General features: G+C 72.9%; 15 protein-coding genes. 5 read left to right on the top strand and 10 right to left on the bottom strand.

Annotation, left to right across the window (positions count from 1 at the left end):
- Positions 1-102 precede the first annotated feature (102 nt).
- The 3 genes from ispF to P2424_RS13870 form a co-directional block, all read right to left on the bottom strand.
- The gene (gene ispF / locus P2424_RS13860) at positions 103-660 is read right to left on the bottom strand and encodes a 2-C-methyl-D-erythritol 2,4-cyclodiphosphate synthase (protein WP_276476057.1); all 558 of its coding nucleotides are present in this window, start codon (positions 658-660) and stop codon (positions 103-105) included.
- Complete coding sequence (gene ispD, locus P2424_RS13865) at positions 650-1,429, bottom strand: 2-C-methyl-D-erythritol 4-phosphate cytidylyltransferase (protein ID WP_276476058.1); 780 nt, start codon at positions 1,427-1,429, stop codon at positions 650-652. Before ispD ends, ispF begins: the two co-directional genes overlap by 11 nt.
- 336 nt (positions 1,430-1,765) lie before the next feature.
- The gene (locus P2424_RS13870; protein ID WP_016472332.1) at positions 1,766-2,248 is read right to left on the bottom strand and encodes a CarD family transcriptional regulator; all 483 of its coding nucleotides are present in this window, start codon (positions 2,246-2,248) and stop codon (positions 1,766-1,768) included.
- Positions 2,249-2,924: 676 nt separating this feature from the next.
- Between P2424_RS13870 and P2424_RS13875 the strand changes: the two genes are divergently transcribed.
- The gene (locus P2424_RS13875) at positions 2,925-3,629 is read left to right on the top strand and encodes a DUF461 domain-containing protein (RefSeq protein ID WP_276476059.1); all 705 of its coding nucleotides are present in this window, start codon (positions 2,925-2,927) and stop codon (positions 3,627-3,629) included.
- A 188-nt stretch (positions 3,630-3,817) separates the two neighbouring features.
- Here the strand turns inward: P2424_RS13875 and P2424_RS13880 are convergent, their stop codons facing one another.
- Positions 3,818-4,501: a response regulator transcription factor gene (locus tag P2424_RS13880; RefSeq protein WP_276476060.1), complete on the bottom strand. Its 684-nt coding sequence runs from the start codon at positions 4,499-4,501 to the stop codon at positions 3,818-3,820.
- The gene (locus tag P2424_RS13885; RefSeq protein WP_276476061.1) at positions 4,498-5,799 is read right to left on the bottom strand and encodes an ATP-binding protein; all 1,302 of its coding nucleotides are present in this window, start codon (positions 5,797-5,799) and stop codon (positions 4,498-4,500) included. The genes P2424_RS13880 and P2424_RS13885 overlap by 4 nt, the downstream gene beginning before the upstream one ends.
- A gap of 223 nt (positions 5,800-6,022) precedes the next feature.
- On the opposite strand from P2424_RS13885, the gene phoU reads away from it, so the two are divergent.
- Entirely contained in the window at positions 6,023-6,784 is a 762-nt protein-coding gene (phoU, locus tag P2424_RS13890) for a phosphate signaling complex protein PhoU (RefSeq protein ID WP_276476062.1), read from the top strand.
- A gap of 459 nt (positions 6,785-7,243) precedes the next feature.
- Here phoU and P2424_RS13895 read toward each other — a convergent pair whose 3' ends face one another.
- Together P2424_RS13895 and P2424_RS13900 are read right to left on the bottom strand one after the other, a co-directional pair.
- Positions 7,244-8,608: a histidine kinase gene (locus P2424_RS13895; protein WP_276476063.1), complete on the bottom strand. Its 1,365-nt coding sequence runs from the start codon at positions 8,606-8,608 to the stop codon at positions 7,244-7,246.
- A 90-nt stretch (positions 8,609-8,698) separates the two neighbouring features.
- Entirely contained in the window at positions 8,699-9,061 is a 363-nt protein-coding gene (locus P2424_RS13900; protein WP_276476064.1) for a cupin domain-containing protein, read from the bottom strand.
- A 160-nt stretch (positions 9,062-9,221) separates the two neighbouring features.
- Between P2424_RS13900 and P2424_RS13905 the strand changes: the two genes are divergently transcribed.
- Together P2424_RS13905 and P2424_RS13910 are read left to right on the top strand one after the other, a co-directional pair.
- On the top strand, positions 9,222-9,419 hold the full coding sequence (locus P2424_RS13905; protein ID WP_276476065.1) for a hypothetical protein: 198 nt from the start codon (positions 9,222-9,224) through the stop codon (positions 9,417-9,419).
- A 14-nt stretch (positions 9,420-9,433) separates the two neighbouring features.
- A complete protein-coding gene (locus P2424_RS13910) occupies positions 9,434-9,820 on the top strand; it encodes a type II toxin-antitoxin system death-on-curing family toxin (protein WP_276478965.1) in 387 nt (128 codons plus the stop codon).
- Positions 9,821-9,942: 122 nt separating this feature from the next.
- Here P2424_RS13910 and P2424_RS13915 read toward each other — a convergent pair whose 3' ends face one another.
- On the bottom strand, positions 9,943-10,701 hold the full coding sequence (locus P2424_RS13915) for a phosphoglyceromutase (RefSeq protein WP_276476066.1): 759 nt from the start codon (positions 10,699-10,701) through the stop codon (positions 9,943-9,945).
- A 126-nt stretch (positions 10,702-10,827) separates the two neighbouring features.
- Here P2424_RS13915 and P2424_RS13920 point away from each other — a divergent pair, with 126 nt between their 5' ends.
- A complete protein-coding gene (locus P2424_RS13920) occupies positions 10,828-12,333 on the top strand; it encodes an MFS transporter (protein WP_276476067.1) in 1,506 nt (501 codons plus the stop codon).
- Here the strand turns inward: P2424_RS13920 and P2424_RS13925 are convergent.
- Positions 12,295-14,484: a GAF domain-containing protein gene (locus tag P2424_RS13925; protein WP_276476068.1), complete on the bottom strand. Its 2,190-nt coding sequence runs from the start codon at positions 14,482-14,484 to the stop codon at positions 12,295-12,297. The genes P2424_RS13920 and P2424_RS13925 overlap by 39 nt on opposite strands.
- Positions 14,485-14,494: 10 nt before the next feature.
- A complete protein-coding gene (locus P2424_RS13930) occupies positions 14,495-15,346 on the bottom strand; it encodes a 3-hydroxybutyrate dehydrogenase (protein ID WP_276476069.1) in 852 nt (283 codons plus the stop codon).
- Between the last annotated feature and the right edge of the window lie 19 nt (positions 15,347-15,365).

Here is a 15,365-nt window from a genome sequence, read left to right on the forward strand (position 1 = left end):
TGCACGCGTCGGGTCGGCCGCACGGATCCCAGGTCGAAGCGGGTGCGCTTCCGCAGGCCGGGCGGGCGGGGACCCGCCGGTCCTCGCGGGGGCGCGGCTCGGTCATCGGGACCGTCGGCGGCCCGGATCCGCGCGGACGACCAGCGCGGTCGCGACGGCCGCCAGTCCTTCGCCGCGGCCGGTGAGGCCGAGCCCGTCGGTGGTGGTGCCGGAGAGCGAGACAGGGGCGCCGAGCGCGTCGGAGAGCACCTGGACGGCCTCCGCCCTTCGCTTGCCGATTTTCGGCCGGACGCCGATGACCTGGACGGCCACGTTGCCGATCTCGTAGCCCGCGGCACGTACGATGCGCGCCGTCTCGGAGAGCAGTGCGGCGCCCGAGGCGCCGGACCACTCGGGTCGGTCCGTGCCGAAGTGGGCGCCGAGGTCGCCGAGCCCGGCGGCGGAGAACAGCGCGTCGCATGCCGCGTGTGCGGCCACGTCGCCGTCGGAGTGCCCGGCGAGGCCGTATCGTTCGCCCTCCCACAGCAGTCCGCCGCACCACAGCTCGCGTCCTTCCTCGAAGGCGTGCACGTCGGTGCCGACGCCGACCAGCGGCAGGGCGGCGGCGACCGGCGCGGGTCCGGCAGCGCCCTGAAGGTCCTCGGTGTCCTCAGAACGCATCGTGCGCCCTCCTCCTGGCCAGGACGGCCTCCGCGAGCACCAGGTCGAGGGGGCGGGTCACCTTGAACGCCTCCTCGTGGCCGGGTACGACGACCACCTCGACGCCGAGCCGTTCGACCATGCCCGCGTCGTCCGTGGCGCCGTCGCCCTCGGCCGCCAGCCGGGTGTGCGCCTCGGCGAGCACGGTGCGGGCGAAGCCCTGCGGGGTCTGCACGGCCCGCAGCAGGCTGCGGTCGACGGTGCCGGTGACGGGCTCCGGCTCCGCGCCGGGGCGGGGCTCGACCTGCTTGACGGTGTCGGTGACGGGGAGTGCCGGCACCACGGCGGGTGCGCCCGCGCGGACGGCCCGCGCGACGGCGTCCACCGTCTCGTCCGGTACCAGTGGCCGGGCCGCGTCGTGCACCAGCACCGCCTCGACGGTGTCGGGGAGTGCCGCCAGGCCGAGCCGTACGGAGTCCTGGCGGGTTCCGCCGCCGGGTACGACGACGACCTCGGGGAGCCCGTGCTCGTCGAGCAGGGTGCGGACGGCGGGGGCGCCGTCCGGCGGTGCCACCACGACGACCAGGTCGACGGCGCGCGCTCGTGCCGTCGCCCGGACGGCGTGTACGAGCATCGGCGTACCGCCCAGCTCGCGGAGCGCCTTGGGGGCTCCCGGGCCCAGCCGTACGCCCTTGCCCGCTGCGGGGATGACGACGGCCGTGCGGGGTCCGGAGTCATCCGAGGGTTGCTGATCGCCGGAAGGAGCGAAGTCCGTGGAATCGATTGACATCGGTAGCGCGTTCAGGGTTTGTGTCCTCAGCCGGGGTGGGTATGGCCTGGGGGTACCCCCAGGCCAGGGTCAATGCCCTGGGTTGACGGGAGTGCCGGGCGCAGCCACTCGATCGAGCCCTTTCCGTGACCAGCGGTCGAGTCGGGCGCCCGGGCCCGGCACGCGACCCGTTGGCAGCGTGCACGCGTGCCGCGACCGCCGGGAGTCAGTTCCGGGAACCGCGGTCGCAGAGTTGTCCGGACAGGGAGCTGTTCGGACAGGCCGCCGAACATGCCGCAGCGCCCGGCGACGACTGATGTCATCCGGGCACCGCGGCATCGTGGGGCAGTTCGAATGTCAGGAAGCGAGAACCTCGTCGAGCAGCGCCTCGGCCTTGTCCTCGTTCGTGTTCTCCGCCAGCGCCAGCTCGCTCACCAGGATCTGCCGGGCCTTGGCCAGCATCCGCTTCTCCCCGGCGGACAGGCCGCGCTCCCGCTCACGGCGCCACAGGTCACGCACGACCTCCGCCACCTTGATCACGTCGCCGGACGCGAGCTTCTCGAGATTCGCCTTGTAGCGGCGGGACCAGTTGGTCGGCTCCTCGGCGTACGGCGCGCGGAGCACCTCGAAGACCCTGTCCAGCCCGTCCGAACCAACGACGTCGCGCACGCCTACGAACTCCGCATTGTCCGCCGGGACGCGAACGGTCAAATCGCCCTGCGCAACCTTCAGAACCAAGTAGGTCTTGTCCACGCCTTTGATCTGGCGAGTTTCGATAGCCTCGATCAGCGCGGCCCCGTGATGGGGATAGACCACGGTGTCGCCAACCTTGAACGTCATGTGTCAGGTACCCCTTCCGTGGCTATCCAGGGTAACACGGCGGCGACGTCTTCTGAATGGCGTTTTCGCAGGTCAGGGCGCATCTCGGGGCTTGACAAGCGACCCTCTATCGTGCATCGACCAACCAATGCAAGCGGGTATTCGCAGGTGGGAGCGGTTCTGCGCACACACGGAAACAGCCGCCGGGGACCCGTCGAAGTACACCGCGACACGTCCATCATGGCCGATTTGTCCGACTGTAGGGAGTAGCATCTTCGCGCCGCCCTTCCCGCTTTCCGGGAATTGATCAATGAACCCGCAAGAGCCTGTTGATCAATTCTTCATCGAGCTCTCGCATTCTCCTGGAATCCCCCGTACGGAGGTCGCTCGTACCGCGGCCGGAGCTATTCGACGGCGCACAGGACTGCCGCGCGCCCCCTGCCGCCCCCGAACCGGGCCGGCACCCGGGCGACGCCCCCTCGCAAACGCCCCTGCCCCGACTCTCCGGGCCCAAGGCCGGTCCGGAGAGTCGGCCCTGGGGCCCGGCCGGGTCCCAGGGCCGGGTCGGAGGGTCGGGTGCGGGGCGTCAGCAGGCTGTCGGTAATCTGAGCGCGCACGCGAAAGCCCCATCCGTACGCGACCGGCACGCGCTCTGGAGCGTGCCGCCGCCATAGCTCGCCTAGGAGTTGCCGCCGCCGTGAGCAGCAGCCTTCGTCGCGGCGCCCTCGCCGCCACCACCCTCGCGCTCGCCGCCGTCTCGCTGACCGCCTGCGGCGCCGGGAACGACGCGCAGACGCTGGAGGTCAAGCCCGACAACGCGGCGACGCACGTCGGGGTCATCAAGGTCCAGAACGCCAACATCGTCACCGACACCAAGGGTTCGGACGAGGCGGCCGTCACGGCGCGGATCTTCAACGACGGGGACCGGGACCAGACCCTCAAGGGCATCCGCGTCGACGGGGCACGCGCCGAACTGAGCCCCGCCAAGGGCGAGAAGAAGCTCGTCGTACCGGCCGGCGGCTCGCTGGCGCTGGGCGGCAAGGGCAACGCCTCCGCGCTGCTGCGGGACGTCGAGGCCGCGGGCGTCGAGGACGGCAACGCGCAGCCGGTCACCTTCGACCTGAGCCGGACCGGCGCGGTCAAGCTGCGGGCGACCGTGCTGCCCGCCGAGCACGCCTTCGAGACGGTCGGCCCGAGCTCCTCGCCGACCGAGAGGGCGCCCGAGCCGGGTTCCTCCGCGTCTCCCGGCCGGGGCGGCGAGGAGAGCCCCTCCGGGAGCCCCTCCGACGACGCCTCCACCGGCGCCTCGGCCGACGAGCGGGGCGCGGGCACGGACGAGGGCGCGACGTCCCCGAGCACCTCGCCGGGTACCGAGCAGGGCGGCGAGCCCTCGGGGAGCTGAGTCGCGGAACCGCACCGCGGAGACGTACGGCGAGGGGCCGCACCCACCACGGGTGCGGCCCCTCGCCGTACGTCCCTGCCGGCGTCGCACGGACCACTCGGCCCGCGGCGAGACCGCCGGCCCGGAAGCTCTTCCTCCGCGAAGCGCGCAGCCGGGTGAAGCGCGCAGCCGGATCCCGGTGCGGCGGCTTACGGCTCGAACTTGTAGCCGAGGCCGCGCACCGTCACCAGGTAGCGCGGCGCCCCGGGGTCGGGTTCGATCTTGGCGCGGAGGCGCTTGACGTGCACGTCGAGGGTCTTGGTGTCGCCCACGTAGTCCGCACCCCAGACCCGGTCGATGAGCTGCATCCGGGTGAGCACCCGTCCCGCGTTCCGCAGCAGCATCTCCAGCAGGTCGAACTCCTTGAGCGGCAGATCGACCTTGCCGCCGCCGACGGTGACCACGTGCCGTTCCACGTCCATCCGGACCGGGCCCGCCTCCAGCGCCGCGGGCGCGACCTCCTGCTCCGGCTCGCCGCGGCGGCGCAGCACGGCGCGCACGCGGGCCACCAGCTCACGCGAGGAGAACGGTTTGGTGACGTAGTCGTCGGCGCCTATCTCCAGGCCGACCACCTTGTCGATCTCGCTGTCCTTGGCCGTCACCATGATCACCGGGACGTTGGAGCGCCCCCGCAGCTGCCGGCAGACTTCGGTGCCGGGCAGCCCCGGCAGCATCAGATCGAGCAGCACCAGGTCGGCGCCGTTGCGTTCGAACTCGTCGAGCCCGTCGGGACCCGTGGCCGCGATCGCGACCTCGAAGCCTTCCTTACGGAGCATGTACGACAGTGCGTCGCTGAACGATTCCTCGTCCTCGACGACGAGCACTCGGGTCACGGGAGGACCTCCGGGGCGGAAAGTTGTTCATCAGCCTGATCGACATACGGCCGCTCCTCGTCCTCGAAGGCGGCCGGTTCCTGCAGCGCTCCCGACAGGCGGTTCCGGCCGAGCCGGTCGGCCTTGTCGAGTGCGGCCTGCTCACGCGCGCTGCCCGCCTCGGGCAGCCGCAGGGTGAAGGTGGAGCCCTGTCCCTCGGCGCTCCACACGGTGACCTCCCCGCCGTGCGAGGCGGCCACGTGCTTGACGATGGACAGGCCCAGTCCGGTGCCTCCGGTGGCCCGGGACCTGGCCGGGTCGACGCGGTAGAAGCGCTCGAAGATGCGGTCCTTGTCGCGTTCGGAGATGCCGATGCCCTGGTCGGTGACGGCGATCTCGATCAGATCGCCGCCCGGGGTCTGGGCGAGGCGGCCCGCGACCTTGACGCGGGTGCGGGCCGGTGAGTAGTTGACGGCGTTCTCCACGAGGTTGCCGAGCGCCGCGGCGAGCTGGCCGCGGTTGCCCCACACGTGGAGGCTCTCGGTGCCGCCCGCGAGGAGGGTGATCTGCTTGCTGTCGGCGCTGTGCCGGCTGCGCTCGATGGCCTCGGTCACCAGTTCGTCCACCCGGACGGACTCGGAGTCCTCCAGCGGGTCGTCGTTCTGCACCCGGGAGAGGTCGATGAGTTCCTGGACGAGGTTGGTCAGCCGGGTCGCCTCGTTCTGCATCCGCCCGGCGAAGCGCTGCACCGCCTCCGGGTCGTCGGAGGCGTCCAGCACCGCCTCCGAGAGCAGCGAGAGCGCACCGACCGGGGTCTTGAGTTCATGGCTGACGTTGGCGACGAAGTCGCGCCGCACTGCCTCGATCCTGCGGGCCTCCGTCAGATCCTCCACCAGCAGGAGGACCAGCCGGGAGCCGAGTGGGGCGACCCGTGCGGAGACCGCGAGGGCATCACCCCGTCCCGTACCGCGCCGGGGCAGGTCCAGCTCGACCTGCCGTATCTCGCCGTCCCGTCTGGTGTCCCTGGCCATCTGGAGCATGGGCTCGACGGCGAGCTTGCCGCCGCGGACCAGACCCAGCGCGTAGGCGGCCGAGCTGGCCTTGACGACGCCGTCGCTCTCGTCCAGCACCACGGCCGAGGAGCGGAGCACCGACAGTACGGTGTCGACACCCGGGGGCAGCCCCGGCTCGGTGTGCAGGGAGGTGCGGGTGGGGCGGGCCTGCTCCCGCTCGCTCCACCGGAACGCCAGCATCGCGATCACACCGGTACAGACCCCGGCGATCGCTGCTGCCGCGGCGACAGCCGCATTAACGTCCATACACCCAGGTTATGCGCCTCTCGTGAGAGTGCCCCAGCCCTGGACGGCGCCGCCGAAAGAGCTGTCGCCCAGTGTTTACCCGCACGGCGTCTCCGGTTCACCGTGGAGGGCCGCACCGGTCGCATTTCGGGCGCACCGTGGGAGCGTAGGGGCCCGAGCGCCCCTGTGAGAACGGCCGGGGCCGTGCACCCCGGAAGAACATTCGTACGAGGGAAGGACAGCCATGCGGGACGCGTACCACGAGGAGCTGGACTCGATCGGGGACAGCCTGGTCGAGATGGCCCGGCTCGTCGGCTCCGCGGTCGGGCGCGCCACCACGGCGATGCTGGACGCGGACCTCAAGCTCGCCGAGAGCGTCATCGCCGCCGACGAGAAGGTCGACGACATCCAGCGCGACCTGGAGACCAGGGCGATACAGCTGCTGGCCCGGCAGCAGCCGGTCGCCACCGACCTGCGGATCGTCGTCACCTCGCTGCGGATGAGCGCCGACCTGGAGCGTTCGGGCGACCTGGCGCAGCATGTGGCGAAGGTCGCCAGGCTGCGCTTCCCCGAGTCGGCCGTCCCCCAGGACCTCCAGGCGACCCTGCTGGAGATGGGGCAGCTCGCGCAGCGGCTGATGGCGAAGGCGGCCGAGGTGATCGTCACCAAGGACGTCGACCTGGCCCTGCAACTGGAGCAGGACGACGACGCCATGGACCTGCTGCACCGCACCCTCTTCCAGCACCTGATGGACGACCGCTGGAAGCACGGCATCGAGACCGCCGTGGACGTCACGCTGCTGGGCCGCTACTACGAGCGGTTCGCCGACCACGCCGTGTCGGTGGCCCGCCGGGTCGTCTACCTGGTGACCGGCGACTACGCGGACGAGATCGACCCGGCGGCCGCCGTGGCCGGTGCGGACGCCGCCGCGGGCAGCATCCAGGGCGGCGACGCGAGCGCCGCGGGCGGTGCGGGAGAGGGGACCGGGGCGAGCGAGGGCCGGTAGCCCCCGCCTTCCGGCGCCCCGGCGAGCACCGGCCGCCCGGCGGCCGACCGGCACCGGGCGGTCGCTCGCCGGTCACCGCCGCCGGGCGTCGTGCACCCGCGCGCCCTTGATGCGCCCGTGCCGCCGCGGCCTGCAATGGGGAAGGTCATGTCTTGTCCATGACTGTCCCTGCCGAGGAGGGCACGATGGCTGACTCCACCGAACCGCTCCGGACCACGGCCGGCCCGCAGCCGCCGACCGCAGCACAGGAAGCACGGCAGCTGCCCCTGCTGGGGGCGTGCGGATGCGGTGCCGGCTGCGGCTGCGGCTGCCAGTCGGGCGGCCCCTGCCAGTGCGGGGGGTCCTGCGGCTGACCGGCGTGCCTCGCGCACCCGTGCCCCGCGAGCCGCGGGCGCGGCCGCGGGCGCGCGACGGACAACACGGCGCGCACGACGGGCGGCTCCGGCCGGTTCACGCCGGTCAGGGCCCCGCGTCGGGTCCGGGTTCCGGAGCGGGCCACGGCAGCCGGACGGTCAGCGTGAACATGCCGTCCTCGGGGCCGTAGGCGAGGGTGCCGCCCTCGATCTCCAGCCGCTCCCGCAGTCCCGTCAGCCCGGCACCGGCGCCGGGAATCGGTGATCCGGTGCGCCCCGCCGCGCTGCCGACCGGCAGCGGGTTGCTGACCCGCACGGTCAGCTCCTGCTCCACGGCGCCCGCCACCCGCACCTCCACCGGCCGGCCCGGCGCGTGCTTGCGCGCGTTGGTGAGCCCTTCCTGTACGGCCCGGTAGGCGGTGCGCTGCAACTGGGGGCGGAGCGGATAGCCGCCCTCGCCGGCGGCCCGCTCGGGCAGCGCCACCTCAAGCCGTACGGTCTGGCCCGCGGCCCGCGCCTCGTCGACCAGTTCATCCAGCCGCGTCAGATCCGGCTGCGGCCGGGCACCGTCGGACGCCCCGGGCACCCCGGTCGCGTCGACGGGGACCCCGGGGGCACCAGGGACATCGTCCTCCTCGTCCTCGCGCAGCACGTGCAGGACGTCGCGCAGCTCCTCCAGGGCCTGGTGCGCGTTGTCGCGGATGACGGTGGCGCTCTCGGCGATCTCCGCGTCGTCCAGCGCGGGGCTCTCGCCCGCGGCCGTGCGCTGCGTCCGGTAGGCGAGCGCCCCCGCGTGCACGGACAGCAGCGAGACACGGTGCGCGAGCACGTCGTGCATCTCCCGCGCGATCGCCCGGCGCTCGGCGCGCCGCACGTCCGCCAGCCGCCGCGTATGGTCCGCCTGGGCACGCACCGCGTCCTCGCGCAGCTTGAGTACGAGCTGGCGCCGGGCCCGGGTCGCGCTGCCCCAGGTGAAGAAGAGCAGATAGAAGACGAGGACGAACGCGGCGACCGTCCAGCGCTCCTCGTGCGGCACCCCGTAGAGCAGTACGTAGGGCAGCGTCGCCGCCAGGTGCAGCAGCAGCACCAGGGCCGCCGGGCGGGGCGGGACACGCAGCGCCAAATTGAAGATGATCACGGCGAGGGCGCCGACGACGGTGTCGGTCAGCGCCGCGGCGGGCACCGCAGCCAGCGCCACGCCCAGCGGCCACCGGCGCCGCAGCCACAGCGACAGGCAGGCCAGCGCACCCAGCGGCGGATCGATCGCCACCAGCCAGCCGGGCAGGTACTCCTTGGCCCCGGCCTGCTGGAAGAGCGCCGCCCAGCACAGCACCGCCCAGCCGAACAGCACGATGTCGACGACCCAGTCGCGGGCGCTGCGCCGCACCCGCCGCGGATCCGGCGGGCCACCCGCGGTCAGTTCCCCGGGCAGCAGCCGCTGCGCCAGCGCCGAGACGGGATGGATCGTCATGGTCCGAGCGTATGCGGGAGACGGCCGACCGCCCGCCGGACCGAGTCCGGCCGGGCACCGACGGGCACCGACGGCACCGGGCGCGGGGCGTCAGCGCTTCGCGTACCCCGAGAAGCCCTGCCAGTCGACGAGGACGCAGGGTTCCTGGCCGACGACCCAGGCGTCGTGCCCGGGCGGGCAGTCCAGGGCGTCACCGGGCCCGATCTCGATCTCCTGGCCGTCGTCCGTCACGATCTTCATCCGCCCCGAGACGATGTACCCGGCGTGCGCCGCCTGGCAGCTCTCCGTCCCGGCGATCGGCTTGACGTGCTTGGACCACTGCCAGCCCGGCTGGAACGTCCCCCGGCCCACCTCTCCCCCGGCCAGGTTGACGACCTCCAGCTGCCCCGTACCGTCCTCGAAGGGCCGGACCTCGTCCGGCGCGTCGAAGCTCTTGCGAACAAGTCCCGCCATAGCGCGCCTCCCGCGTCGACCGTCCCCCGCCCCATCGTCCGGGCGGCGGAGCGTGATCGCATCCGGGGGACCGGGACACGGCCCGCATGCTGTCTCTGGCGTCAGGGTGCCCTGGTAGTCTGGTACCAGGATGGGTACCAAAGTCGAGGGAGGAGGCATCATGCCCGCACTGAACGTGACGTTCAGCGAAGAAGAGATGGCTCAAGTCCGCGAGGCTGCGGCCCAGGAGGGCATCAGCATGAAGTCCCTCGCACACGACACCGTTCTCGCCGAACTGCGTCGCCGGAAGGTACGTGCCGCCGCTCTGCGGACGGCCAGGATCTCCGCTGGTCTCAATAAGCGGCTGGCCACCAAGTAGCTCGGAGCCCTCACATCACCGAGTACCTCGACGAAGAGGATGTCCTCTCCATCGCCGAAATCACGCTCGGTGGTCGACCGGGGATTCGGGAGTGGGGGCTGCTGTCCTCTGCCGTACAACGGCCCCGCTCCAGCGCCTTCGGCCAGGATGCGTACCCAGGCCTGTTCGAGAAGGCTGGCGCCCTTCTCCATTCTGTCGCCGGCAACCACAGTCTGATCGACGGCAACAAGCGCACCGGCTGGGCGACGGCCATCGTCTTCCTGGACCTCAACGGGTACGAGCTTGTCGAGCCGCTGGACGAGGACAAGGCAGAAGCCTTCGTCCTCGAGGTCTCTCAGAGCCGGCTCGAGGTTGGTGAAATCGCCGATACCTTGTCGGCTTTTGTGCGCCTTCGTAGCTGAGGCTCTGGCATCGGCGCAGTCGGTGTCACACAACCGGGGCGGCCCACCAACGGCCATCTCCAGAGCGAAGCCCCCTGCCCGCGGGAAACCGCGGGCAGGGGGCTTACTCGTGTTCCGGGGTACTACTTCTTGCCCTGATTCTTCACCGCTTCGATGGCGGCCTTGGCGGCCTCCGGGTCGAGGTAGGTGCCGCCCTTGGTGACCGGTGCGAAGTCGGCGTCCAGGTCGTAGACGAGCGGGATGCCGGTGGGGATGTTGAGGCCGGCGATGTCCTCGTCGGAGATCCCGTCCAGGTGCTTGACCAGGGCGCGCAGCGAGTTGCCGTGCGCGGCGACCAGGACGGTGTGGCCGTCGAGCAGGTCCGGGATGATGCCGTCGAACCAGTACGGCAGCATCCGCTCCACGACGTCCTTGAGGCACTCGGTGCGCGGCCGCAGCTCGCTGGGCAGCGCCGCGTAGCGCGGGTCGCCGCTCTGCGAGAACTCGGCGCCGTCCTCCAGGACCGGCGGCGGGGTGTCGTAGGAGCGGCGCCAGAGCATGAACTGCTCCTCGCCGAACTCGTCGCGGACCTGCGCCTTGTCCTTGCCCTGGAGCGCACCGTAGTGCCGCTCGTTCAGCCGCCAGGAGCGGCGTACGGGGATCCACAGGCGGTCCGCGGACTCCAGCGCGAGCTGCGCGGTGCGGATGGCGCGCTTCTGCACGGAGGTGTGCAGTACGTCGGGCAGCAGGCCGGCGTCCTTGAGCAGCTCGCCGCCGCGGACCGCCTCCTTCTCACCCTTGTCCGTGAGGTTGACGTCCACCCACCCGGTGAACAGGTTCTTGGCGTTCCACTCGCTCTCGCCATGGCGGAGCAGGATCAGCTTGTACGGTGCGTCGGCCATACCGGAGAGCCTACGCGCCCCCCGGGAGCCCGGGAGCGAGGTGGGGTCCCGTCGGACAGCGGGGCGGCGAAGTGTGGGGTGCGGCCACATGGGGGCCGGGAGCGGGGTTACCTAGCGTGCGACGGCATGGTCTCCGCTTCCTCGTCCCCACATGACTCCGGTTCCGCCGAGTCCTCCAAGTCCCCCGAGTCCCCCGAGTCCGCACCGGGCGGCGGGCGGTCGCTGCGCCGGATCGTCGCGGCCAGCCTGGTCGGTACCACCATCGAGTGGTACGACTTCTTCCTCTACGGCTCGGCCGCCGCGCTGGTCTTCAACAAGCTCTTCTTCCCGGACTCCGATCCGCTGGTCGGCACGCTGCTGGCGTTTCTGACCTACGCGGTCGGCTTCGCCGCCCGCCCGATCGGCGCGCTGGTCTTCGGCCACTACGGCGACCGCGTCGGCCGGAAGAAACTGCTGGTCATCAGCTTGCTGATGATGGGCGGCGCCACGTTCGCCATCGGGCTGCTGCCCACCCACGCGACGGTGGGCGCGTTCGCTCCCGTCCTGCTGACGACGCTGCGGCTGGTGCAGGGCTTCGCGCTGGGCGGCGAGTGGGGCGGGGCGGTGCTGCTGGTCTCCGAGCACGGGGATCCGCGGCGGCGCGGGTTCTGGGCCTCCTGGCCGCAGACCGGTGCTCCGGCCGGTCAGCTGCTGGCCACGGGCGTGCTGGCGGCGCTGACGGCGCTGCTGTCCGACGGTGCGTTCGAGAGTTGGGGCTGGCGGATACCGTTCCTGCTCTCCGGGCTGCTGGTGGTGGTCGGCCTGTGGGTGCGGCTGGCCGTGGACGAGTCGCCCGTCTTCCGGGAGGCCCGCGCCCGTGCGGAGGCCCGCAAGGAGCGGGACCGCGCGGCGGGCTCGAAGGCGGCGGAGGAGATGCCGGTGCTGGCCGTGCTGCGGCATCACTGGCGGGACGTGCTGGTCGCGATGGGTGCCCGGATGGCGGAGAACATCAGCTTCTACGTCCTGACCGCGTTCCTGCTGGTCTACCTGACCGATCACCTGGACCTGTCCAAGCAGACCGGGCTGAACGCGGTGCTGATCGCCTCCGCCGTCCACTTCACCGTCATCCCGCTGTGGGGCGCCCTCTCCGACCGGGTCGGGCGGCGTCCGGTCTACATCCTGGGAGCGGCCGGCGTCGGGGTGTGGATCTTCCCGTTCTTCGCCCTGCTGGACACCGGCAGCTTCGGGCTGATCGTGCTGGCGGTGACGGTCGGGCTGGTGCTGCACGGGGCGATGTACGCGCCGCAGGCGGCGTTCTTCTCCGAGCTGTTCGCCACCCGGATGCGGTACTCGGGCGCCTCGATCGGCGCGCAGTTCTCGTCGGTGGCGGCCGGGGCTCCGGCGCCGATGATCGCGACGGCGCTGCTGGCGGAGTTCGACGGTTCGGCGCTGGTGTCGGTGTATGTGATCGCCGCCGCGCTGCTCACCGTCGTGGCGCTGGTCTGTGCGAAGGAGACCCGGGACCGGGATCTGGCGACCGTGGGGGAGCCGGGCGCGGCGGCGGCCGGTGCGGCCGGGGCCCCCGGGACCGCGCCCGCCCCGGGCTCCCCCGGCTCAGCTCCCGAGGGCGCCCGTCAGCCGGTGGAGCCGTAGGGCGAGCTGGATCTCCAGCGCGCGGTGCGGCGCCTGCCAGTCGTCGCCCAGCAGCCGGCCGACCCGCTCCAGCCGCTGGGCGACGGTGTTGACGTGTACGTGCAGGACGTCCTTGGCGCGCACCGGGCTGGCGCCGCTCTCGAAGTACGCGTCGAGGGTGGCGACCAGTTCGGTGCCGCGGCGCTGGTCGTAGTCGAGCGCGGGGCCGAGGACGCGGCGGACGAATCCGGTGACGTCCCGGGTGTCGGCCAGCAGCAGCCCGAGGAAGCCCAGGTCCTCGGCCGCGGCGCCGTCGCCGCGGCGGCCGAGCAGGCTGAGCACGTCCAGGCAGCGCCGGGCCTCCGGGTAAGCGGCGGCGACGGATCCGGGCCGGGTGGCCGGGGACGGTACGGGCGCGGAGGCGCCGACGGTGACCGGGCCGCCCACCGCGCGGCCCAGCTCGGCGGCGGCCCGGCGCGCCGTACGGGAGACGGCATCGGCGGAGTCGGGGCCGGGGTCACCGGAGACGGGGGTGCCCCGGTCGGCGCCTCGGTCGGTGGCTTCGAGGGGCAGCAGCAGGACCAGTCCGCCGTCCCGGGTCGCGGCCAGGCCGCGGCGGGTGGCGGCCAGATGCGCGGCCGCGGACCACAGGCGCTGCCGTTCCTCCTCGTCGGGCGCCTGCCCGGCGTCACGCGGCGGCGCCCCGGCGGCAGAGGCGTGCGCGGCGCCCCCGGACGGCGCCCCGGCGGCGGGCGCCGGGTCGAGGCGGGCGGCCAGCACGGTGTGCGGCACGTCCAGGTCGGCGCCGACCCGGGCCGCGCGGTCGCGCAGCAGGTGCGGGTCGCGGTGCGCGGCGTCCAGCAGGTCGTCCAGCAGTTCACCCCGGACCCGCTGTTCGGCCTCGCCCGCCGAGCGGCGGGCGAGTTGCAGCAGCGAGGTGACCATCGCGGCACGCTCCAGGGTGCGCTGGTCGACCGGGTCGAGGTCCGGGTGTCCGTGCAGCAGCAGCGCGCCCAGCAGTTCGCCGCCCGCGGAGACGGCCGCCACCCAGCTGCCGCCCTCGCGCACGGCGTGCCCGTCGCGGCGGGAGCGCTCGACCGCGGCCGGTACGCCGTCGGAGGGCACGGGGCCGGAGGGCGCCCCTTCCGGCGGCACGCCCCCGGAGGCCACGCCCCCGGGCGCCGCGCCGCCTGCCTGCGTCGGTACGTCGCCGAACCGCACGCTGTCGCGGAACTCCACCCGGCCGCCCAGCACCTCGGCCAGCGCGCGGGTCACGTCGTCCACCCCGCCGCCGCGCAGCACCAGCTCCGTCAGCCGGTCGTGGATGTCGGAGGCGCGGCGGATGGTCTCGTTGACGGCACGCAGCCCGGCCAGCGCCTGGGTCGTCTCGGTGAGCAGGCGGGTGCTGTCGATCGCGACGGCGGCGTGCGCCGCGAACGAGCGCAGCAGCGCGATCTGCTCCGGTTCGAAGACCCGCTCGCGCCGGTCGGCCGCGTACAGCACGCCGATGACCTCCCGGCCGCCGAGCAGCAGCGGCACTCCGAGGATGGCGACCAGCCCTTCCTCACCGACGCCCCGGTCGATGGGGAGGGTGTGCTGGAAGCGGGCGTCCCGCGGGTAGTCCTGGGTCGCGTAGGGGCGCGCGGTCTGCGCCACGAGCCCGCCCAGTCCCTCGCCCATGCCGAGCCGCAACTGCTGGAAGCGGGCCGAGACCGAACCCTCGGTGACCCGCATGTAGGTGTCGCCCCGCTCGGGATCGTTGAGGGTCATATAGGCGACCTCGGTGCCCAGCAGCCGGCGGGCGCGCTGGACGATGGCCTGGAGCACGTCGTCGAGGTCGCGGAGTCCGGCGAGGTCGTGCACCGTCTCGAACAGCGCCGTCAGCTCCGCCTCGCGGCGCCGCCTGCCCTCCAGCTCGGCGTGGATGCGCAGGGCGAGCTGCTTGCCCTGTTCGGCGGCGGGCACGGGCCCCTCGGCGGCGGGCTCGGTCCGCTCGGCTGCGGTGTGTGCCGCCGGGTCCTCGTACGCCTCGGCCGGGGCGCCCCGGGCCAGCAGCTCCAGATAGCCGAGGCAGGCGGCGGGTGCGGAGCCGCCCGGCGGTTCGTGGCCCGCGGAGCTCTCGTGGCGTGCGGAGCTGTGGCCGTCGGGACCGTGGTCGGTGGTGCTGTGCATGGGCACAGGGTCAGTGAGCGGTCCAGGCGCCGTCGAGGGGCAGGGAGGAACCCGTGAGGAATCCGGCGGCGGGAGTGCACAGATAGGCGACCGCCTCGACCACCTCGGACGGCTCCAGCAGCCGCTTCATCGCCGAGTCCGCGAGCAGGACCTCGGAGACCACCCGCTCCTGAGGGATGCCGTGCGCCTCCGCCTGGTCCGCGATCTGGCGCTCCACCAACGGGGTACGCACATACGCCGGGTTGACACAGTTGGCGGTCACACCATGGGCCGCCGCCTCCAGGGCCGTCGTCTTGGAGAGCCCCTCCAGACCGTGCTTGGCCGCCACGTACGCCGATTTGTAGGCGGAGGCCCGCAGCCCGTGCACGGACGAGATGTGCACGATCCGCCCCCATCCCTGCGCGTACATCCCGGGCAGCGCACCCCGGGTGGTGCGGAACGGCGCCTCCAGCATGAGGGTGAGCATCCGGCGGAACGCGTCGGGCGGGAACTCCTCGATCGGCCGGACCAGCTGCGTCCCGGCCGCGTTGACGAGCACGTCGGCGCCGTCCGCGGCACCCTCCACCGCGTCCAGCCCGTCGGCGTCCGTCAGGTCGAGGGGGTGGATCTCCACGGGCGCGCCGCCTCCGGGCCCTTCTGCGGCCGCGGCGACCTCGGACGCCAGCGACGCGAGTCCCTCCGGATCCAGGTCCACCGCGCGCAGCCGGGCCCCCGCCGCCGCGAGCCGCAGCGCGCAGGCCCGTCCGATGCCGCTCGCCGCGCCGGTGACCAGCGCCGTCCGGCCGGTCAGGTCCAGGTGGACGGAGCGGGTCGGTACGGGCGACTGCTGCTGCGGAGGCACGGACTCGGGCTCAGGCGTCATGGCCGCAGCCTAGGAGCGC

This window comes from Streptomyces sp. WMMB303, from assembly GCF_029351045.1.
In the GTDB taxonomy this organism is placed as follows: Bacteria; Actinomycetota; Actinomycetes; order Streptomycetales; family Streptomycetaceae; genus Streptomyces.